This is a genomic window from Bacteroidota bacterium (assembly GCA_040388375.1).
Taxonomy (GTDB): Bacteria; Bacteroidota; Bacteroidia; order UKL13-3; family UKL13-3; genus JAAFJM01.
Genome location: JAZKBU010000001.1, coordinates 166812 through 189813, shown reverse-complemented (window position 1 = coordinate 189813; position 23002 = coordinate 166812). Strand labels below are relative to the sequence as shown.

At 33.4% G+C, this 23002-nt stretch carries 22 protein-coding genes; 10 read left to right on the top strand and 12 right to left on the bottom strand.

What is annotated here, in order from left to right:
• Positions 1-417: a hypothetical protein gene (locus V4538_00850; GenBank protein ID MES2379556.1), complete on the bottom strand. Its 417-nt coding sequence runs from the start codon at positions 415-417 to the stop codon at positions 1-3.
• Between the two features lie 267 nt (positions 418-684).
• On the opposite strand from V4538_00850, the gene V4538_00845 reads away from it, so the two are divergent.
• On the top strand, positions 685-1158 hold the full coding sequence (locus tag V4538_00845) for a hypothetical protein (protein MES2379555.1): 474 nt from the start codon (positions 685-687) through the stop codon (positions 1156-1158).
• A gap of 73 nt (positions 1159-1231) precedes the next feature.
• Here the strand turns inward: V4538_00845 and V4538_00840 are convergent, their stop codons facing one another.
• The gene (locus V4538_00840) at positions 1232-1531 is read right to left on the bottom strand and encodes a hypothetical protein (protein ID MES2379554.1); all 300 of its coding nucleotides are present in this window, start codon (positions 1529-1531) and stop codon (positions 1232-1234) included.
• The gene (locus V4538_00835; protein ID MES2379553.1) at positions 1521-1679 is read right to left on the bottom strand and encodes a hypothetical protein; all 159 of its coding nucleotides are present in this window, start codon (positions 1677-1679) and stop codon (positions 1521-1523) included. The genes V4538_00840 and V4538_00835 overlap by 11 nt, the downstream gene beginning before the upstream one ends.
• A 163-nt stretch (positions 1680-1842) precedes the next feature.
• Here V4538_00835 and V4538_00830 point away from each other — a divergent pair, with 163 nt between their 5' ends.
• Together V4538_00830 and V4538_00825 are read left to right on the top strand one after the other, a co-directional pair.
• Complete coding sequence (locus tag V4538_00830) at positions 1843-2106, top strand: hypothetical protein (protein ID MES2379552.1); 264 nt, start codon at positions 1843-1845, stop codon at positions 2104-2106.
• A gap of 1 nt (position 2107) precedes the next feature.
• Entirely contained in the window at positions 2108-2233 is a 126-nt protein-coding gene (locus tag V4538_00825; GenBank protein MES2379551.1) for a hypothetical protein, read from the top strand.
• Between the two features lie 51 nt (positions 2234-2284).
• Here the strand turns inward: V4538_00825 and V4538_00820 are convergent, their stop codons facing one another.
• The 9 genes from V4538_00820 to V4538_00780 all read right to left on the bottom strand — a co-directional run bounded on the left by V4538_00820 (position 2285) and on the right by V4538_00780 (position 13756).
• On the bottom strand, positions 2285-3574 hold the full coding sequence (locus V4538_00820) for a tyrosine-type recombinase/integrase (GenBank protein MES2379550.1): 1290 nt from the start codon (positions 3572-3574) through the stop codon (positions 2285-2287).
• Positions 3575-3752: 178 nt separating this feature from the next.
• The gene (locus V4538_00815; GenBank protein MES2379549.1) at positions 3753-5309 is read right to left on the bottom strand and encodes a recombinase family protein; all 1557 of its coding nucleotides are present in this window, start codon (positions 5307-5309) and stop codon (positions 3753-3755) included.
• The gene (locus V4538_00810; GenBank protein MES2379548.1) at positions 5269-5448 is read right to left on the bottom strand and encodes a hypothetical protein; all 180 of its coding nucleotides are present in this window, start codon (positions 5446-5448) and stop codon (positions 5269-5271) included. The genes V4538_00815 and V4538_00810 overlap by 41 nt, the downstream gene beginning before the upstream one ends.
• An 89-nt stretch (positions 5449-5537) precedes the next feature.
• Positions 5538-6536 (bottom strand): hypothetical protein, encoded by a 999-nt coding sequence (locus V4538_00805; protein ID MES2379547.1) that lies wholly within the window; start codon positions 6534-6536, stop codon positions 5538-5540.
• A 276-nt stretch (positions 6537-6812) separates the two neighbouring features.
• Entirely contained in the window at positions 6813-7559 is a 747-nt protein-coding gene (locus V4538_00800) for a hypothetical protein (GenBank protein MES2379546.1), read from the bottom strand.
• A 5-nt stretch (positions 7560-7564) separates the two neighbouring features.
• Positions 7565-9670, bottom strand: coding sequence for a M4 family metallopeptidase (locus tag V4538_00795; protein ID MES2379545.1), 2106 nt, complete (start codon positions 9668-9670; stop codon positions 7565-7567).
• A 53-nt stretch (positions 9671-9723) separates the two neighbouring features.
• Positions 9724-10692, bottom strand: a complete 969-nt coding sequence (locus tag V4538_00790; GenBank protein ID MES2379544.1) for a hypothetical protein — start codon at positions 10690-10692, stop codon at positions 9724-9726.
• 12 nt (positions 10693-10704) lie between these two features.
• Complete coding sequence (locus V4538_00785; protein MES2379543.1) at positions 10705-13041, bottom strand: S8 family serine peptidase; 2337 nt, start codon at positions 13039-13041, stop codon at positions 10705-10707.
• A gap of 325 nt (positions 13042-13366) precedes the next feature.
• Positions 13367-13756: a helix-turn-helix transcriptional regulator gene (locus V4538_00780; protein ID MES2379542.1), complete on the bottom strand. Its 390-nt coding sequence runs from the start codon at positions 13754-13756 to the stop codon at positions 13367-13369.
• A gap of 2518 nt (positions 13757-16274) precedes the next feature.
• On the opposite strand from V4538_00780, the gene xerA reads away from it, so the two are divergent.
• The 7 genes from xerA to V4538_00745 all read left to right on the top strand — a co-directional run bounded on the left by xerA (position 16275) and on the right by V4538_00745 (position 22987).
• Entirely contained in the window at positions 16275-17312 is a 1038-nt protein-coding gene (gene xerA / locus V4538_00775) for a site-specific tyrosine recombinase/integron integrase (GenBank protein MES2379541.1), read from the top strand.
• 449 nt (positions 17313-17761) lie between these two features.
• Positions 17762-18151 (top strand): hypothetical protein, encoded by a 390-nt coding sequence (locus tag V4538_00770; GenBank protein ID MES2379540.1) that lies wholly within the window; start codon positions 17762-17764, stop codon positions 18149-18151.
• Between the two features lie 82 nt (positions 18152-18233).
• Positions 18234-19076 carry a DUF3347 domain-containing protein gene (locus V4538_00765; GenBank protein MES2379539.1) on the top strand — a complete coding sequence of 281 codons (843 nt, stop codon included), beginning with the start codon at positions 18234-18236 and terminating at the stop codon, positions 19074-19076.
• A 5-nt stretch (positions 19077-19081) separates the two neighbouring features.
• On the top strand, positions 19082-19909 hold the full coding sequence (locus V4538_00760) for a choice-of-anchor V domain-containing protein (protein MES2379538.1): 828 nt from the start codon (positions 19082-19084) through the stop codon (positions 19907-19909).
• 4 nt (positions 19910-19913) lie between these two features.
• A complete protein-coding gene (locus V4538_00755; protein ID MES2379537.1) occupies positions 19914-20864 on the top strand; it encodes an MbnP family protein in 951 nt (316 codons plus the stop codon).
• A 1-nt stretch (position 20865) separates the two neighbouring features.
• Positions 20866-21891, top strand: a complete 1026-nt coding sequence (locus tag V4538_00750; protein ID MES2379536.1) for a cytochrome c peroxidase — start codon at positions 20866-20868, stop codon at positions 21889-21891.
• Positions 21884-22987: a cytochrome c peroxidase gene (locus V4538_00745; protein ID MES2379535.1), complete on the top strand. Its 1104-nt coding sequence runs from the start codon at positions 21884-21886 to the stop codon at positions 22985-22987. The genes V4538_00750 and V4538_00745 overlap by 8 nt, the downstream gene beginning before the upstream one ends.
• The last annotated feature ends 15 nt before the right edge of the window (positions 22988-23002 follow it).

The window sequence follows — 23002 nt, the reverse complement described above, 5'->3', positions numbered from 1 at the left end:
TTACGGTAAATATTTAATATTATTTCTAGCATTAAGATATTTTTTAATTGATTCATTAGGAGAACCGGATACTAATTTAGTTCCTTTATCATTTGGTGTTTCATCTTCCTTTATATCAATAATTTGTTGTTGAATATATAATGTTTGTGCTAATGACACATCATCTACGTTAGACAATTTCAAAGATTTGAAATAATCTTGAGCAAAAACAAAAGCAGTATTTAAATCTTTTACATTATCTTTTGTAATCCAAGCTTTTTCAGTTATATGAATTAACCAATCCCATATTAATGGGCCAGTATATTCAAATTCTTTAGAGTCCCACAAATCATCTTTTGGAATGTGATAATCATATAATTCATTACTTATTCCATCTTCATCGACAATCCAATCTCCAAATTTTATAATAGTGCTCATACTTTTAATATTATGTATCAAAATTATGAAAAACATTAAAGTAACTAAAAGAAATCTTTCAACAACGACAGTTAAATCTTTCGATTTGCTAGTAAGTAATGGCTACAACTAATAAATAAATAGTTTTATTAATGTTTTGTAAAAACAAAAGTAAAAGTTCAAACCTGATTTTCGCCATAAAACGCTGAATAATAAGCTGTAAATAGCCAGTGGATTAGTATATTATTTATATTTACGATTAATATATATAAATAAAATTAAAACATTATGAAAAGAATATTTTTAGTAATAGCAATCGCATCAAGTTTAATATTTGGTAGCTGTAAAAAAGAAACAGTTGAAAAAGAAATTCAAAAACAACAAACTGTAGAAGAAATTTTTCTTAGCCATTCAATAGCTAGTTATGACAGTCTAACACATACTTATAAATATTATGACTTGAATACTAAAACAGAGTATAAAATGAATACTGATATGATAGTAGACTCACTATACAGGGTTATAGATTTAAAAGATACTTTATATTTTCAATTTAAAAAGAATATTTTTTCTAATAAAAATTGCATTTTATATAAAACAAAAATTTTAATTCGTTATGAAAATTATAATACAAGTAAAGTAGGAATATTTGAACTAGAAAAATATAGAGTAATAAAAAATGAACAATATGATTTTATAAAGGATAGTATTCTTTATAAATTCAAGATAATTGAATCTAAAACACAAAATATCATTATATAAATTAAAAATATAAGTAACAAAAAAGCCAACTATTAATAGTTGGCTTTTTTATTTAAATCTAATTGATAACTTGTTATATCAATACATTACTATGTGCCGTTAGCACTGTCAACATATCTTTCAAATCGTAAGGCAATTGGAACCACATAGGGTGAGAAAAAACTGATGGATAGCCTTTATCATCAGGGTCGTTTATATCTCCATTCCATCGCATAGCAAAACGAGTCATTTCATCTTCTGTCCATTCTCCTTTAGCAATGGAGAAATGACCATCAGGCGAAGTGTAAATTACTTTGTCAACTTTAAAATTTTGGGGTCTTGCATTTTCTGGTTTCATAGGGTAGGTTTTTATTTTTAAAAATTTATTGTTCAATTATTTCTAGTAGAATTTCTATTTTATCATTCCTGCTAAATTGATTTAATCCTCTATCACACTTAGCAATGTTTTTAGGTGTGTTATTGCTATTCATTTTAGTTTGGATACGCTTGTATTTTTCAAAGCTCGTTTCTTTCTTTATCATATATCATAAAAGTACAACATAATATTTTACTAAGCAAATATTTTTAAATAAAAAGCAGCCGCTTTACTGGGTGGAGATATACGAGATATACTATATATCTAAAACAACATAACAATTATGATAGATAAAGAAGTAAAAAAATAAAATAGAGAGAGAATGACAGATGAACAACGATAAAAAAATAAAAATATTGGTATCAATTCCAGCTTATATCAATTCTTTAGTACAGAAAATGTTAAACGATTTAAGTTGGAATAATTCTAAACCAATCAGCCAATCAGAACTATATAGTGAGGCTTTAAAAAAATTTTACAACAGTAAAATTAAATCTCTTGAAGATGTAGGAGAATACTATAATAATGAAACTCATATAGCACAGATAGACCTTTATGATATAAAAAATAAAAACGAAAGCGAGAACAATTAAAATGAATTATGAAGTAATAAATATATCTGAAGAAATAATTGAATTATCAAAAAATAAATTTGATTTAAAAATAATTACAGATGCTGATGGTGAAATAAAAACTTTAGGTATAAACAAAAATGTATAAAGTAATAACAGTACAACATTTATTATACGTTATTTATTTTAATAAGTCTATTTACATTCCAATCAACTCGGTTATTTTATTTGTTGCTTCGTCCATTCTAGTATTATCAATTTTTGATAGATATGCTTGTGTTGTTTTTATATTTGAATGGCCTAAGGCTTGTTGTATAACAGATAAACTCACCGAATTATCATTTAACATAGTAGCAAATGAATGACGACCTACATAAGTTGTAAGTGGTGTATCTATTTCAATTAATTTACCTAACTTTTTTAAATTAGCATTATGCCTTTTGAGTTTAGTTTTATAGTAAACGTAAAATGCCTTAGTTTCAAAGTTATTTATATATTTTGTATCAGTAATAATTGGCAACAACATTTCATTATCAGTTTTTAATTTGTCTAATAATTTTTTTATCGTATCTGTTATTACTACTGTATGAATTGAACCGGTTTTATTTCTGCACCATTCTATTCTGCCATCAATAACATCTGTTTTTTTGAGTAATGCTAAATCTTTAAAATTTATTCCATTTAATAATATAGATAGAATAAAAACATTTCTTGAACGCTCTAAAGCCGCTAATGAAAGTTCTTGCTGATATATTCCTAAACCTCTTTTATTTAAATTGGTATCAGCTTCAAATTTTAAATCAACAGATTTCTTTATTCTATCAGTTGTAATGGCTCGTTTTGGTGTATCTGTGGAAGTTAATTTACTAAATTTAAAGTATTCACTAACTAAGTGAGATTCTTTTCCATAGTAGTCACGAAAACACGCTTTAAGAGAACGTAAATAGATTGAAACACCATTACCTTTAAAATTATATTGTGTTGTTATGTTTTCTATAAATTTCTTTACCCAATCTTCGCTTATTTTATCAATTTTACATTCTCTCAATGGTCTAGACATTATTACCAGGGTGTAACTCAATATTTCTGCTGAACTAAATTTTGATAGTTTTTCAAAATGTTTTACTCTATCTTTAATTACATCTTCTACCGTTTTTTTATCTGCTTTTACTCTTATTGCATTTTGAACATTTGATAAACTTGATTCTACTTTATTAAATAACTTTAAATAGTTCTGTTCGGCATCATTATAGGCGTTGGCTATAATTGCATTGTATTCATTTGAATTAGTGTGTGAACTTTTTACTTTAGAATTTTTAAAGTCCCAATCGTTTTCTTCAATTTGTAGTTTTAAGGAAATATATTTTTGTTTTCCATCAGCAGTTAAACGAAGCATTATTGGTGAAAGGTTCTGCTTGTTTTTCTTGCTTGTGTAGAGGACTATTTTAATCCCTACTTTTGTGTTTTTAAATACCGATAATTGGTTCATATTCTGGTTTATAAGTTTGATATAACCAAAAGATAACCGGTATAATTTTTATAAGTCAGGTAGTCATAACTAAGTTACTAGCATATAGCTTAAATGTATGATAAACATAGTTATGGTTGTTAGTAATTGGGAGTATTAGGAAACTTCTCCGTATTTTCATAAATATCTGATTACCAACTTACAAGCAGAGGGTCACAGGTTCGAATCCTGTTGCCTCCACCAGACAGGACAACTCCAAATTATTTGAGAGTTGTCTTTTTTTTGTCCCTTTGAAACCCTTGTCAATATTGAGTGTTTGCCTCACAAATTCATTTACTTTTGTGGTTCGACATTTAAAACCATCAAAACTCAACTTTTCGGGGAATATCGAACCTAATAAAAGCCCTTTACCCCTTACATCGCAGGTTTGATAGATATTTTCAAGATTCGATACCCATTTGATTGATTTTTCTATTTTCTGAATTAGCAAAGTATCGTTTTGTTGCAGCGTATCAAGTTGCTGTACTAAATCGCTTTTTAGTTCCTCATATTTCTTTCTCATGTTAGCATAATCCGAATGGGTTATTTTGTTATCTACTAACATATCTTGTAAGTTCTGTAAACGTGTTTCTTGTTGACTAATTTGCTCCTTTAAATCCTTTATTTTCTTTACATCTCTATTGGTATTGATACCTATGGTATCTTTGAGTAATGCCTGATATAAATTTTGTATGTCAGTTGAAAATTTAAAGTCTGCTAAAATTTTCTCCATTGCTTCATTGGCTAAATCGGCTTTGTACCTTTGTTTTTTGCAGCTATTACAATGGTAATAAAAATGTCTTTTACCTGTTCTGCTTCGTGAAGCACTACCTGTAATATGACCTCCGCAATGGTTACAAACTAAAATACCCCTTAATGGTAATTCATCCTTTTGAGTTATTACACTATGCTTATTGGTTTCAATTCTCCTTTTGTATAATCTGTTTTGTACTTGGTTAAATACGTCCTCTGATATGATAGGCTCGTGTACTGCTTTTGTAAGGTATTCGTTTTCATTTTCTCCTGCGGGGACTTTTATATAACCATAATACATTGGGTTACGAAACATTACATAAAGTTGCGTTCTTGATACAATTACTCCTTGCTCTTTTAACTGTTCTTTTATTATTGGCATAGCCACTCCTTTGGCTATTTCTCTAAAAGCTTTGGCAATGGGTGCAGCTTCCTCATTAGGAACAATAATAGGCTTGTTCTGTTCATCCCTTTTGTTTGAATACCCTCTAGGTGCAGAACAAGTAATACGCCCTTGTTTTCTCGCGCCTCTGATACCTCCGTTTATTTTAATAGAACGCCTGTCATTGTCAATTTCGGGTAGTGCTAAGTAGAAAGCTAAAAGGGCTTTATTTTCGGGTATAGCCATATCAAGGGGTTGTTCAATGGCTTGTGCTTGTACTCCTAGCTTTTTTAACTCACTAATCATCATATAAGCCTCGGCAGTATTGCGAGAGAACCTATCCCATGAGGTGAATAAGAGTACATCAATTGCACCCTTATTCTTTTTTAAATAAGTAATAAATTCCTTGAAAGCGGGTCTGTCAAATGTTTTAGCGGAATAGTCCTCTTTAAACACTTTGGCAATGGCTATTGTATTGCGTTCACAATACTTGTTTAAGCTATCTAATTGTACATCTAATGAATATCCTTTGGCTTGTTCATCACTCGAAACCCTCGCCATTAATGCCGCTTTCTTTATCATAGTCAAAATTTTTGTTTACGTGAATGTTTTGGAATTCGATTAACTCCAGTAATAAATCTCTAATTTGTTTTGTTTCTTCTTCTGTGTACTTGTTTCCTTGTTGTTGTAAAATGGTTTTACATTGTTCTAAACTTAACATAACAGCGTTGTGGGCTGTGCAACTGAAAGCTTGGGCTTCAAGGTTTCAATTATTGCTTTCGTTAGAGCCGTAACCAATACGGGTCTTTTTTATTGTATTCTTTTTTTATTTCTAAAGTATAAGTTTTTATCATTTCTATACTTTACCAATACTTCTTCATACTGATTTAAACCTAAAATTTTCCTAATCTTATTAGCCTGTTCATCGGTAATTGTACCGTCCTTTACCACATCAATATTAATTTCATTGGTTTTGTCTAACTTGATGTTGATTTCTAAAAAATCTTTTTTCCTTACAGCCTCCAAAACCTTTAATTCTTTGGCATTTAAAAATCCAAACTTTTCAGCGTATTTTTCGCTTTGTGGTTCGTTAAAAAAGTCGTTGATTATTCCAGTAATTGGTATTTGAAAATGAGGTTTTAATAAAGTAGGTAAAGAAGCCTTATGAATCATTTCTACTTTATTGTAAGAGGTTATACCTAATTTAACTTCAAACTCCGTTTTTTCAATCAAAACAGCCATAGTAGCACCTGTAAAAATAACCATTAATACCAAAGCAAATAACATTGTCTTTTCGGATTCGGTCATATCTATATTGGCACGTAATGAATCCATTCCGCTAACGACTTCATCAAATGTTATTCTTGCTGCCAACATCTGTTCTTCATCAAAATTTAAGTTTATTAATTCTTGTTCTACTAAATCCCAAGAACCCCTAAACAGTTCTATTATATCAGAATATAAAAGATATTTTAACTGCCTAATCATATCATAAGGCAGTCCAAAATTCCTCATTGCCTGTATCATCTTAACCCAAACAAACTCGGTTAAATTTAGCTTTACCTTTTTATTTTTATCCTCTTCATTTTCATGAATGCTTAATTCAATTAATCCATTTTCTTTCCAAGCATGAAAGTTTCTGGGTGATACCCCCGTAAAAGATAAAGGTACAACCGCATCTTTTAGTTTAGGCATATACAATTGAAACCGCTCAAAATCAATTGAATTTAAATCAAATTGATGTATAAAATTTGAGTTACTAAATAATTGGTTAAAAGCTTTTTTAGCATTTTCAGCGTTCATTTTCATTACTCAAATGTAATATTATTTATAAAAATTACAAATAGGTTATATTTTTTTTGATATTTAAAACAAACTATTGTTCGTTTAAATGCCCAGAGAACATAAAAGCTAACTAAATTAGTAGAACCTATTAACGTTAAATATTCTGTTAGCAAAAATAAAGTATGAATACAAATAAACCGTTCGGAACGGTTCGGAATTGACCCCGAACGCTCCGTTCGGAACGAAAAAAATCGCTATCTGCATTAGATAACGATTTTCAAAAGATAATTAAGAGAGTATTTATTCTTTCTTTTTAAAACTAGGAAACGAAAATTTATAAGCTAACCTAAAGTTGATATTGACAAAATTGGTAATGGGTTTATAGGCATCTATAATACTTTTATCTACATACTGAACATCTTCACCATATAGTTTAGCATCTTCAAACGGAAAGGTATGGTAATATAAATTAGCACCTATGGAGAAATTTTTGGTAAAAAAATACTCGCATTCTGCACCTAGTCCTAACCCATAGGAATCATAATCTAAGTCAGCCTTGTAAGCATGATAACCAGAATTACCAATTATTGCAGTTTCCCCACCTGTTCTTTCGCTTATTTGCCCTATCAATGAAGTATGTATTTTTTTGAAAGGAATAATATAACCGTAACCTAAGCTTTTCATGTAAAAGAAATTACCCAATATGCCTTGATTAGACTTAATAGTCATATAATTAGAAACATTTGTTTCATAGCTAAACTTAATCAAATGTTTATCATTGATAATGGCTTTATAACACCTATATGTATTATCTCTCCAAAATAATTTAAAGTTTTCGTATAAGTACCAATGTTTGTAAGTGTTTGATTTCTCATAGGCATTTCCCATTCCACTTAACTCACTTCTATTGCCAAAGTATTGGGTATAATTAGTGCCATATTCCAATTGGTTTTTAAAGCTAAATTTTTTTTTATCTCCTTGGGCATGGCTTTGACATGCTCCAAGGAGAATAAAAAAAAACAATATGACTTTATTAAAAACGTACATGTATATTATTGCTTAACAAACTTACTGTTTTTTGTCCATGTAGCGGTTTTTACCTGTACAAAATACACCCCAGCCTGTAAATTGGCTATATCTAATTCTACATTATTTAAGCTATTATACGTTTGACTATAAACCAATTTCCCGTCCACTGTTACTATGTTAATGTCATACTGGTTATTCCCTAAATCTGCATTGGTTTCTTCTACCACAATTTTTACCTTATTGCTTGCAGGGTTAGGAAATACCCTCAAGTTACTTATTTGATTTTCTCTTTCTTTTAAACCTGTACCCATTAAATCGCCAACTTGTTGGTAAGGAAAGTTACGGCTATACCAATTGGGAACAATTAAACAAGGGTCACAACTTGTACCTACATTAACAGCATACCATGCTCTGCAAGTTTGTATATACTCATTGCTGCAATAGCCGTATAATATTTTGGCTGCTGTTATGGTGTTAGCTCTTACCGCATCGAAAGTAGTGTTTTTGGCTGCATTGTAATTGGTTAAATTGGTCATGGCGTAATAGGCAATGCGGGCTGCTTTGTCAATACCAATGCCGCTCACCGTTCTAGTTGGCTGCAATACATTATTAATATAAATAGGTTGGCTACCACCCATACTCAATAAATAAAACCATTTGTTTTGCACCCCACTGTTTTTATGAATACCTACATAATCATTGCTTGGAGTAGGTACAGTAGTCATATTTTGAGTTACCCAGTAATTGTCTAAATAATAAGATGCGCTTGGTATGGCAGTAGTAGTAGGAAACTGCATATTTCTGTAAGTAGATACCGCTTCCCCAATTGTCCAGTTTTGCACACTTCCAAATACATAACGCTCCACCATAAAACCAAAAATATCAGCAAATGATTCATTGATTGCTCCTGATGTTCTTTCTGTTGGCAATGGTCTTGTTCTATTAATAATACCATGCGTAAATTCATGCCCTATTAAATCATGGGTGGCTAATCTGCTACCTCCAGTTGTTCCCACTAAAATATAATCTTCATTGCCTACTGATTCATATAAATTATCTGTAAATCCATAACTAGAAAGAACCCTAATATGGTTACCCCAACCACTTATACCGTTTCTGTTAAAAGGGTTGTTTTTAAAAAAATCCCATGCTTTGGTGGCAGAATAATGCGAGGAGGTTGCTTCTTGCTCATTACTATGCCATGAAGTAGAACCTGAATTCATAGGCATACCTTTTATATCCCATGCACCAGTCTTATAGTTAAGACCATAATCTTTATTTGTATAAATATTTCGCCCATTGTCGTTGGCAAATAAGTAATAGTTACTTGCAAAGAGCCAGCTAGCTATTTCATAGGTATCCAAATCCCAATAACGCCCATAGTACAGGTGGTTAAAGTTATCTGCATGCATATTGTTTATTTCTTTGATAAAACTGCCAGTGGTGGCATCAATATAAACATTGGTATTGCAATGAGGTGTATCAGCAATTAAAGTAAACTGCCATGCCAACACATAGTCTTCCGCAGTAATTTCTGATACCCCTGTTTTTGGAATAATAATTAATTTTCCTACCGCAGTTTCTTGAAATAAATGCTCAATCTCTTTGTAAGATTTGGCAATAGCTAAAGCTGCTGATTCACTTACTTGAGGTGTTACACTTAAATTTAAGTTTTCTACTACAAAACCACTTGTTGAAAGTACATTGCCATCAATGGCTTCATAATGTTCGGTATACAATGCACCCTCTACTGGCACACCTTTATAGTATTGTTGGTATAGGTTATGGGTTAAATTAGGTGTAGGGCTGTTTTCATCTGCTAAAATAGAATCATGGGTTGTTTCTACTAAGTGCATAGAATCGTAAGCACCTAAACCAGTAATACTAAAGTATTGGGAAAATAATTGACCTTGTAATAGTTCATGGTCTTTGAAGTAAATAACCCCTCCACCTGCATCTATGTCAAGGGCTTTGTTTACAATAAATGTATTGCTTGGGTCTTGTAATTTCGGAGTTGTTTGGGCTTGTAAACTGTATTGTAAAGCCACAACTGTAAACAGGGAGAATACTGTTTTTTTGATTGTTTGTTTGCGAACGGACGTAGTCCATTCAGAAATATAATGTTTCATTTTTTGATTGTAATTAATAATTGTTTTTGAAATGGCAAAGGGTGCTAAACCCTTTACCTTAAATTTAATTCAATGGTGTTGGTATCGCATTGGTTAATTAAAAAGACACCTGTTTTGGTGGCAATAACTTCCATGATTGAATCTTGTAAGTATTGAGTAGTACGACAACATAATATTTGACCGTTATCAAGCAAATTAAAACTTTGATAAGAATTTTTAGGTTTACGAATAATTCTTATCTGTCTATTCTTGATATTCATGATTGAAATTACCTTGAAGCCAGCATAAATAAATTCATTTTCATTTATCCATCTTGGAAATGCCACATCTTTATTATCTATTTCAGTAGTAGTTTTCTTTTTATAGTCATATAGTAAAACACCATCATTATTGCTATTACCTATTATATATTGCCCATGCTGCCAGTCAGGTTGTCCTAAGAATAAATCCCTTCCCTGATATTGCACCGAATCAATGATGTTTCCGTTTTCGTCCCTAAACATGGTATAATATTGATTCGTTCTGCTTAAATATTCAGTACAGAACATAGTTCCCTCATAATTCCATTCAGGCACAAACTCGCCACTAGTCTGGGTCAATTGGGTTAAACTATCTCCATTGGCTTTTATTTTGTAAATATTGTGGTCACGGTCATCAAACAATATCCACCCTTTTCTACTCCAACGTGGTTGGCTTTGTGGAATACCTTTTTTGTTTGTAGCAGCCAAAACCAATGAACGTATTTTTGTTTTTAAATTATAGGTATATATACCACTGTAACTAGGAGTAGCTAACCAAAACACAAACTCATCTTTGTTATTGGGATTGGTGCAAGGCACATAACCCAAAAAAGTATCTGACTGCACATATTTAAAACCCCAACCTGGTCCCCTATAGGGAGGGATATCTTTTCCCACTTCTTCCACCGTTGGACAGCCCGACAAGTTTATTTGGTTGTCTTTACCGCAAGCCAAAAACAACGCAATACCCAATAATAAAATGATTATGTTTCTTGTTTTCATGTTTGGTAGTGACTACTTGCTAATGATTATTTTGTTAGTGGCTATACTTCCATTGTTTAAGTAAGTCTTACAAACATACAAACCTTCGGCTAAGTTTGTGGTGTTTAAAACTATATTTTTACTTAAAATAGTATAATCAATAGGGATTAAATTACCTTTCATATCATACACTGCCAATGATTGTAAAGTGTTATTTGCCAATTCTATGGTTATTTTGTTTTGTGCTGGGATAGGATAAGCCTTTAGGATAGCTGATTTTATGTTTACTTCATTAACAGCACTTGCCAGTGGATTAAATGTATGTACACTATAAGCCGTTTTTATATCTACTTTATCCTTGTATAACCATTGATTGCGTGCTGGAATATAGTAAGCATGTGAGTAAGCAGTTACATTCAATGTATTGCCACTTACACTAAAACTAAAATTAGCCCAATCGTCTTCGCTTACTGGTAAACTGTTAAAACTATTAGAGCCTTCGGAAGCATTTAATCGTGGCCAGTAGCCAAGTATTTGTTCGCTTGGAGCAAAAGTATTGGTTTGGGTATAGATAACTTGCCATTTTTCAGCCGTATACGTGCCACTGGGCAAACCAAAAGCACCTGTACTTGGAACCGTTAAAGTAATATTGCCTTTATTTTGATAAGTAACCCCACCACCATTGGTAAAATGATACACTTTATACCTATTATCCTTGATTTGGGTTAAAGTATTGTCAGGGTTAATTAAACCCCAACCTTGTTTATCATCATACAAATTAGGTGGAATAGCTTTATGTGAAGCATTTTGTTCAATTAAATTTTCAATGTCTTCGGGTTCTAATACTGTGGTAAAACCATTTTGAAAGCGGTATTTACTCAACAATAAAGCAGATAATCCTGATACATGAGGCGCAGCCGCAGAAGTACCCACAAAATAACAATAATTCGGGTATTGACAAACCGTAAATATGGGAGTAACGGTATTATCATCTTTGGTGGTTATCATTAGTTCTTGAGCAGCAGGAGCCAATACATCCATTTTTTTTCCATATTGTGAAGACCAAAGAGAAAGACCTGTATTAGAAATAATACCTGTATTATTAGCCTTAATATTTAATCTTTCTTTATTCATTCCACTAGCACCTACACTAAGTACCCATTCATCATTGTAAACGGCTGGGTAATTGTCATTATCCGTTCCTTCTTGCGGTACGCTCAGGTCATCTCCATCATTTCCCCTTGAGCAAACCACTACACATTTATTTCTAGCTGCTCCTTTAATGGCTCTGCGTACATTATCTGTTAAAGCAGGGCCACCCCAACTATGGTTTTCTATATGTAAACCATAGCCCGAATAAGTCCCATTGGGTTGAGGTATATAATTAGCCCCCTCGGTAATAGCAGTTGCCGCCATTGCATCGGTGCAATAACCATTTGGCGTATTGGTTTGTCTTGGGTCGCCAAATAAACCAAAGGTATATAAGGAAACACCCATATTGCCTGTATTAAAATCTCCCCCTGCCACCCCTGCCACCCCTTTTTCATTGTTTCGAATAGCGGCAGCCACACCTGCAACACAAGTTCCATGATTGTCAATAGTAGTAGTTATTGGAAATAAGGAAATATCCTTTATACCAAAAGTTTGAAAATATACTTTACCACCTTTTATTTTGGAGGTAGCTAGTGTACCACCACCAAAATCCTCATGGTTATACATAATAGGGCTATCAAATACTCCCAATTTTATATCTGGGCTACCTGTTTCAATATCCCAAGCATTTTCAATGTCTATGTTTCCCTCTTGTGGGTTACCCGAAGGATGCAAGTTAAATTGGTCAGTAGCATAATAAGGGTCATTGGGCACACCGTTTTGTTTGTATAAATAATTGGGGTGCGCAAACTCAATATATGGATAAAACTTCCGCAATGAATCGCAAACTTGGGTTATTGGTTTGGATTCTGTTAGAGGCCAAAACACCAATAAAGTAGCCCAATATTTAGGTATGTTGATTGTTTCACCTGTTCGGGTGATTGATACTGAATCTTTGGTACTTAAATACTCATATATTTTACGAGTAGGCGCACTGGCAATATCATCATTCCATATCCCTAGTTGCTGGGCTAAGTAAATGCCCTCTTCGCTAAAAAAATCTTGTAACTGACCTGTTATAATTTCCTTGTTGTCGATAACACTTTTATTAAGTAATTCAGGTTTAAAAGCGATAATTAACTGGTGTTTTAAAAGTAGAGGTTTACCCGCTTCATCATATTGAACTGCATAATAGGGGTCGCTTGTTTGGGCTTGTAAGGGAGGGCTTAAAATGTTATATAATAATAACACAGCCATTAATAATAAATGTTTTTTCATCAATGTTTGGGGTTAATGAGGTGTAATAACTAATTGAATCTGCTTGGTTTTGTAGCTACTAAAACGGTGCATTACAAAAAGACAGATTTAGGGGTGTACTTGCAAGAGGGGAAATACCCTTTTTTCGTAGTATAAATACTCTTTTTTCAAGAGTGAGAGAAACATAACCCAAGTGCTTTTATTATGGTTTATGAGCCTTTTTTGATAGTTTAATTATCTAAATGATAGAAAAATAGGGTGTGTGTCCCTTAAAACATGACGTAATAAGCCATATTCTCACGTGTTTAGTATAAAAGAGTATTTTATGCACGATAGGAATAAAATACTAAGCCCTTAGTTTTTTCAGGCTATTGCGGACGATTAATAGGATAAAGTAAAACTCTTCTTTCTTTAAATTTAAGGTAAAAGCATCTACATCATATTTTTCTTGGCTAAACTCATGGAGAATGCATGAATACAAAGTAAATTTTTCATCTACTGGTTTATCATACACATATAAAATTGTGAATATTTCAAAACTGGTAAAACCAATGGTGGTAGCAGCTATTTGTAATTGACCTATACTGATAGCTATTTTACCTTTTTCTAATTTGCTATAAGTAGATTGGCTCATTTGAATAGCTTCTGCTACCTCACTTTGTTTAATACCTTTAATTTCACGCAATGCTCTAATGATAATACCTGTTTTGATATCGTAGGCTAAAAGATGTTTCATGCTTGTTTGAGTTTAATAACTTCAAGCATTTGTTTTCACTATTTTTTATGAGAAATACCGATTAATAAAGGGCAAAAAAGTAGCGTGGAAACCAACTTACCTTTCTCCACGCCCAGCCAAGAGCGCAACACAGAATAAGAAGGCCCCACGCATATCTTGCATAGAGAGCCATTACTTAGTTCTGTGTTCTTTTACTTGGCTGGTTTGGAGACAGAATAAATATGCTATCGGGTTATATGTTTTTTATAGTCTATATTTTATTTCAATACTACAAATTTAATAGCTTTATGATGAATTACAATTTTGGTTAAATTTAGCACTACCGAAGCTGACTATGGTAGACATTAATTTAACGGTATGAATTTGCCGTTTCCTGCTGTTTTTTGCACTTGAAAATCCATTTAACCGCCCTAGCCAATATCGGATATGGCAGTTATTCCTATTTACTATATGATTTTAATGCGCAGCACCGCCAAAGTAGGATGTGTTGGAGCATAATTTAGCGGTATGAATTTGCCGTTTTTGCACAATTTTGCCATTATTTGCTGTTTTTTGCACTTTCAAAATTCGTTTAACCGCCCTAGCCAATATCGGATATGGTGGTAATTCCAGTTACTATATGTTTTCTAATGCACAACACCGCCAAGGTTGGATGTGTTGGACTATTATTTAGCGGTTACAAGTGGCGGTTATTATTGGTTAACTACCGGTAATTAATCGGTTAATAACCATGTAACCGCCTTAGCCAATATCGGATGTGGTGGTAATTCCTGTTACTATATACTTTTAATTCGCAGCACCGCCAAAGTCGGCTGTGTTAGGGTATAATTTAGCGGTTACAGGTGGCGGTTATTACTGGTTAACTATCGGTAAATAATCGGTTAATAATCATGTAACCGCCCTAGCCAATATCGGATATGGTGGTTATTCTTGTTACATGCTTTTAATGCACAACACCGCCAAAGTCGGATGTGTTGGAGTATTTTAGTGGTTACAGGTGGCGGTTACTATTGGTTAATTTATCGGTTAACAACCATGTAACCACCTTAGCCAATATCGGATGGGGCGGTTATTCCAATTATTATATGTTTTCTAATTCACAGCACCGCCAAAGTCGGATGTGTTAGGGTATTATATGGCGGTTACAAGTGGCGGTTATTACTGGTTAATTATCGGTTAATTATAATGTAACCACCCTAGCCAATATCGGATGTGGCGGTAATTCCTGTTACTATATGCTTTTAATGCACAACACCGCCAAGGTTGGATGTGTTGGACTATTATTTAACGGTTACAGGTGGCGGTTACTATTGGTTAATTTATCGGTTAACAACCATGTAACCACCTTAGCCAATATCGGATGGGGCGGTTATTCCAATTATTATATGTTTTCTAATTCACAGCACCGCCAAAGTCGGATGTGTTAGGGTATTATATGGCGGTTACAAGTGGCGGTTATTACTGGTTAATTATCGGTTAATTATAATGTAACCACCCTAGCCAATATCGGATGTGGCGGTAATTCCTGTTACTATATGCTTTTAATGCACAACACCGCCAAGGTTGGATGTGTTGGACTATTATTTAACGGTTACAGGTGGCGGTTACTACTGGTTAACTATAGGTAATTAATAGTTTAATTATAATGTAACCACCCTAGCCAATATCGGATGTGATAGTAATTTCAGTTACTATATGTTTTCTAATGCACAGCACCGCCAAAGTCGGATGTGTTGGAGTATGATTTAGCGGTATGAATTTGCCGTTTTTTGCCAAATTTTGCCGTTTTCTGCTGTTTTTTGCAATCGAAAATCCATTTAACCACCCTAGCCAATATCGTATATGGTGGTTATTCTTATTACTATATGCTTTTAATGTCTAGCACCGCCAAAGTTGGATGTGGTGGGGTATTATTAAGCGGTTACAAGTGGTGGTTACTACTGGTTAACCATCGGTAACTAATCGGTTAATTACCAATTTAACCAGCCTAGCCAATAATGGATATGTTGGTAACTCTTATTACTATATATTTTTGATGCACAACACCGCCAAGGTTGGATGTGTTGGAGTATGATTTAGTGGTATGAATTTGCTGTTTTTTGCCATTTTCTGCTGCTTTTTGCACGTAAAAAAACCGTTTAACCACCCTAGCCAATATCGGTTATAGTGGTTATTTCAGTTACTATATGTTTCTAATGCACAGCACCGCCAAAGTCGGATGTGGTGGAGTATTAGTTAGCGGTTACAATTGGCGGTTACTACTGGTTAACTATAGGTGACCTGTCGGTTAATAACCATGTAACCACCCTAACCAATATCGGATGTGGTGATAATTTCAGTTACTATATGTTTTTAATGCACAGCACCGCCAAAGTCGGATGTTTGGGAGTATAATTTAGCAGATGCAAGTTGCCATTTTGTGCTATTTTCTGCCTATTTTCACATGAAAAATGATTTGTTGGTTGAATCATTAATATTCATATGAAACTTACCCTACAATAATAACATTAAAATTAATATGACTTGGAAAGCAGCATGTATTAGACATAAGGGCGAAAATAGAATTGCCGTTTATTTTGAGAAAAATGCGGAATGGATAACGCGTATAAAAAAACTAGACGATGCCCGCTGGAGTGCAAGCCTAAGGGCTTGGCATTTGCCCGATACGAATGAAAATAGAGAGCGATTTAAAATTGACTTACCTGTTGTAATAAGTGAAACCAAGCTTCAAAAAATAGAACAGTTTAGACGATGGCTAAGTTCAAAAAGATACAGCCCTAATACCATAAAAACATATACTGAAGCATTACATACATTTTTAAAACATTATAATGATAAAGAAATTACTTTAATAAATAATGAAGATGTGATTGCTTTTAACAATGAATTTATACTAAAAAACAAACTATCTTCATCCTATCAGAACCAAGTGGTAAATGCAATTAAATTATTTTTTAGGCAAATTGAAAGCACAAATATAAATGTGGATTTTGTGCATAGACCCAAAAGAGAAAAGTTATTACCCAACATACTTAGCAAAGAAGAAGTGAAACAAATACTAAACGCACATTCAAACATTAAACATAAAGCCATGCTAAGTTTAATCTATAGTTGTGGTTTAAGGAGGAGTGAATTAATAAATTTAAGATTAGCCGACATTGATAGCAAAAGAGGTGTTATCATAATTAGGCAATCAAAAGGAAAAAAAGATAGAATTGCACCTTTATCTGAAAAAATACTGATAATTTTAAGAGAATATTTTATAGCATACAAGCCTAAAAATTGGCTTTTTGAGGGACAAAATAATCAAGGACAGTATGATGAAAGAAGTCTTTCAAATGTATTAAAACAAGCTCTAGAAAAATGTAAGATAACAAAACCAGTAAGTTTACACTGGCTCAGACATAGTTATGCGACTCACTTGTTGGAGTCAGGAACTGACTTAAGATATATTCAAGAAATTTTAGGACACAAAAGCAGTAAAACAACAGAAATATACACCCACGTAAGTACAAAGAGTTTACAGCAAATAAAGAGTCCATTTGATGATTTATAAATTATTAATACATTGCAATTATAAATATGTACAATTAGTTATGGCACAAATCCAACCTATTTGGGGTAGATATGTGCCATTTTATGGCACATATATGTAAGTTATAGCCAATGGTAGGGCGACCGTTCCAAAGACAATAGACCGACCAAAATTTAAACATAAAACCAAAGACAAACCATTTTGACAGGTGACCAACATACAGACCATATTTCAACTCGACAACTAGTAAGCCGACACTCCAGGCGACCCAATGTTTTTTATTTTTTTCCCCACCGCACTTTTTTAAAAACAATTTTAGCCAGCCGCACAAGTGGCACATTTGGTTTTGCCCCGACACACAAAGCCAACCCTTCGGTAAAAACCAAAAGAGCCACTTCTCCCTATAATCATAGAAAAAGTTGCAATTATCTTCTTTTTAAAGAAATAATTATATATTGCATATTGGAAAAATGAAAAAGTTTAAAGTAATTTCATTGCTTCTCTTATACATAGTGCCTGCATTTGGTGCAAATATATTTGTGCATTATTGTGGGGGTAAGATTTCATCTATTTCAATTGCCATTGCTGACACAGACTCTTGTGGTTGTGATGGCAAGAAAATGAAAAAAGACTGTTGTAAAGATGAAACGATTTATTTGCAAATTGATGATGAACAAATCCAACTAAAACAAGACTTTAACAATACAGCTAAATATACATATTTTCCTACACTTTTAGGGCAGCCACTATTACTTCCTAATTACTCATCTCAAAGCCTAAAAGTGTTAGATTGCTCCGCTCATCCTCCCAACAAAGGAAGTTCAACTCTCTACATTCTCAACCGAGTTTTCCGTATTTGATTTATAGGTGCTTTTTATTTGCCGACAGTTTCTAAAACTGTTCGGCTGTTTCTGTTTTACAATAATTTAGAAAATAACAAAAATGAAAATACTTAATAAATCAATATTGATGCTTTGCATTGCATCCAGTTTGCTCACTAGTTGTGAAGCAAAAGTGAAAAATGCTAAATCCGAAGCAGTAAAAATATACGGAAACTGTGGCATGTGTGAAACCACAATTGAAACTGCAGGTAATGTAAAAAATGTGGCTAAAGTTGATTGGAACAAAGACACTAAAATGGCTAATCTAACATACGATAGCACATTAACCAACCAAGATGAAATATTGAAACGCATAGCTTTAGCAGGCTATGATAGTGATAAATTTCTTGCTCCAGACGATGCTTATGCTAACCTGCATGAATGCTGCCAGTATGATAGAGTGAAAAAAAATGCTATTGTTAAGCCTGAAACAGCCCAAAACCACCAAGAAAAAACGGCAACGAAACAAGAATCAAATCAATTACAAGCAATTTTAGACAACTATTTTTTATTGAAAGATGCGTTGGTAAAATCAGATGGGACATTGACATCTTCGATAGCTAAAGACTTACTTTTAAGTATCAATTCGGTGAAGATGGATAAGCTAACTACAGAAGGACACACTGTTTGGATGAAGGTAATGAAAGATTTGGCTTTCGACACAGAACATATAGCAGAAACAAAAGATGCAAGCCACCAAAGAGATCACTTTACAACACTTTCAAAAAATATGTATTTGTTAATTAAAGTTTCAAAGCAAGAAGTGACTATTTACTATCAAAATTGCCCAATGTACAACAATGGTAAAGGTGCAAATTGGTTAAGCAAAGATATTTCCATTAAAAATCCTTACTACGGTTCGCAAATGCTCACTTGTGGCAAAACAGTAGAAACAATTAAATAAAAGCTATGAAAAAACTTATTTTAAAATGCCTTTTAGTATTACCAGTTGTAATATTAATACAATCATTTGGCCCAGCAATACTTGGTAAACGTGACGGAACAGAACCCGGATTTACGGGTTCTCCTGGCGATTCACTAAAAAATTGTACTGTATGCCATGGTGGTAATGCTACTAATGTTGATGGATGGATAACATCAACAATACCTGTATCAGGCTTTGTTCCCAATACCAAATATACTATTACTGCAAAAAATACCGAAGTTGGCGGAACTCGATTCGGTTTCTCCATTTCGCCACAATCCATCACAGGAAAACTGCTAGGTACCCTTATAATCTCTGATACAACTACAACAAAATTAGTTGGAGATAATAAATATGTTACTTATAGGGCAGCAGGAGTTGATGGCGTGGATAGCAAAACTTGGTCTTTTGATTGGATTGCTCCAGATAGTGTAAATGAAGTGATTTTTTATGGTGCATTCAATTCAAACTTTGAAGGACACAAAGATGGTGACAACACATACTTATCACAGCTAAGAGTTTTTAAAACAGGTTTTACTGGGGTGAAAGAAAATGGTGTAATTAGTGGTGTATCTGTTTTTCCAAATCCTTTAAATAGCCAAACTCAACTAAGTTTTATAAATAAACTCAGTGGTATTGTAGAAATAAGTTTATATGGATTGGACGGTAAGTATTACGGACAACTATTTAATGAACAGCTTGCATCAGGACATCAAACAATTTTACTTGAACCAAATACCAAAGCAGGTATTTATTTTTTAAAGATTACCAATTCGAACTCATCAATTTATCACAAAATTTTAATTCAATAAAAAAATGAAATCACAAATTTTAACAATCGTATTTATTGCAACAACTATTGTTGCATTTGCACAAAAAAATGTGGTACTAAGAGTACACCACCTCTTAGCTGGACAACCATTCGCTTTTAATCAAGCTTCGAGTAACAATTTAGGGAATGGTTTTAACTTATCAAGGTTAGAGTATTATGTATCATCTATTAAAGTAAAACATGATGGAGGTATGACTATGAATGCCACTGATGTTTATGCTTTAGTAAAAGCTAATTCAACTTCTACTGATATTGACCTAAGTTCATTATCAGTTAATACTATTGAAGGTATAGCATTTAGCATTGGTGTTAACGCGCCACAAAACAACCAAGACCCAACACAATGGGCATCAGGACATCCTCTTGCCCCAAAGTCACCATCTATGCATTGGGGTTGGACAGCAGGTTACCGATTTGTAGCTATGGAAGGTAAAACAGGAACTAATCTTAATACGGTTTTTGAAATACATGCCTTGGGTAACGTAAACTACTTTGAGCAAACCATAAATACAACTGCCACGCAAGAAAATGGAAAATGGATTATTAATGTGTATGCCGATTATGCGCAAAGTTTACGTGGAATTGCAATTTCGCAGGGCGTTATTTCTCATGGCGAAACAGGAGAAGCAGCAACATTACTTACTAATTTTAAAACCAATGTATTTAAAGCAAGCTCTGTAACGGGTATGTTTGAACAAAATCTAAATACACCTTTTGTTGTTTATCCAAATCCAAGCACAGGTAAATTTAGCATTGATTTAAGCCAATTACCGCAGGTCAACAAAATTGTTGTTAATAATATTTTAGGTCAGAATGTTTTGGAGCAAAAAAGCCAATCGTCCAGTGAAATTAACTTGACAGCTAAAGGCATTTACATTGTTTCACTTTTTGATAACAATAATTTAGTTGGAACTCGCAAACTTGTTGTAGAGTAGCATGATGCAACGAACAAGTTCATTTATTTTTTTATTGCTGATGGCAACCTTTACTGCTTGCACAAAAAGTGAAGAGGTAAAGAATGAACTCGTTCGGGAGGATACCAGCTTTATAATACCTGCACATTTTCCAAAAATTAATTATCCAATAGACAATTATTACACGTTTGCGCGTTGGAGCTTGGGAAAAAAGTTATTTTATGAGAAGGCATTATCACGTACCAATGAGGTAAGTTGTGGTTCGTGCCACCAGTTGGCATTTAGTATGGCTGATAATGAAATAACAAGCAAAGGTGTTGAAAAAAGGCTAAATGCTAGAAATACTCCATCACTTGCCAACATTGCATACCATCCTTATTTTACCCGTGAGGGTGGTGTGCCCACATTGGAAATGCAAGCCTTAGTGCCTATACAAGAGCATAATGAGTTTGATTTTAATATTGTAGAAATTGAGGCGCGACTTAAATCAAATCAAGGCTACCAACAAATGAGTAATGCAGCCTACGATAGACCTTTAGATTATTATGTAATTATCAGGGCATTGGCAAATTTTCAACGCTCATTACTGAGTGGGAACGCACTTTATGACAGATATAAGAATGGGCAAGCAAGCCTAAATACAAGCCAACTAAATGGTTTAAACTTATTTTTGGGCAAAGCAAATTGTATTGCATGCCATGCTGGCTTTAATTTTACCAATTATGCTTTTCAAAACAATGGCTTGTACCAAAATTATAAAGACATTGGCAGGATGCGCCTTACCAATAATGCCTTTGATTTAGGTAAATTTAAAGTGCCAAGTTTACGTAACGCATCGGTAACAGCACCATACATGCACGATGGCTCTATGCCAAATCTTTTTAAGGTAGTGGAGCATTACAATAACGGTGGGCAGCCACATCCCAATAAAAGCACATTCATAAAACCGCTAGGATTGAGTGAAAAAGAAATAAATGACCTTGTTCAATTTTTAGAAACATTAACAGATTACGAGTTTTTACAAAATAAAAAATTTACACATGAATAAATTAATCAGAGTAGGCTTATCCTGCATCATTTCCGTAGTGCTTTTTACAATTGCTTGTAAAAAAGATACGCCTGTTGACAACCAACAACCAATAGCAACATATGATGCAACTCCCTATTTTTTAAACTATGGAAAATTTCCAGAACCACCCATTGCCAAAGATAATTTGCTAACCATGCAAGGGGTAAAATTAGGACGTATGCTATTTTACGAAACACAACTTTCGAGAAACAACACTCAATCGTGTGCCAGTTGTCATCAGCAGCAATTTGCTTTTAATGATACTGCACAATTTTCAATTGGAATAAAAGGCTTACAGGGTAAGCGCAATGCCATGAGTGCTTTCAATATGGCTTGGAATACCAACGGGTTTTTTTGGGATGGGCGGGCAAATTTGTTGCGTCACCAATCGCTGATGCCTATACAAGATGAATTAGAAATGGATGAAACTTTAGACAATGTGGTAGTTAAATTGAAAGCTTCGCAGATGTACAAAGATCAATTTATACGTGCTTTTGGTTCATCAGAAATAACGGCTGAAAAAATATCGCTTGCGCTTGAACAGTTTATGAACAGCATAGTATCAAACAATGCCAAGTACGACAGATATCTGAGAGGCGAAGTTACTTTAGATTCGATAGAAGAAAGAGGACGAAAATTATTCTTTACAGAGTATAATCCATTTTTTCCGCAAGAATCGGGGGCTGATTGTGCCCATTGCCATGGTGGTGATAATTTTGAAAACGATCAATACATGAATAATGGAACTAAAGCCGAAAGTGAAATAATTGATATTGGCAGGCAAAAAGTAACCAATAACTCAGCAGACAAAGGAAAGTTTAAAGTTCCAACACTTCGCAACATTGCTTTAACCGCACCCTACATGTCTGATGGCAGCATGAAAACTTTAGAACAAGTAATTAATCATTATAACAATGGTTTAAAAGTATCGTCAACACTTGATCCTGCATTAGAACAAACGCGCGAAAAAGGGTTGATGCTAACAGAAGCGGACAAAGCTGCTTTGATAAAATTTTTACACACGCTTACAGATGACGCCTTATTAAGTAATCAAGAATACAGCAATCCTTTCTAATAACTAATATTTAAA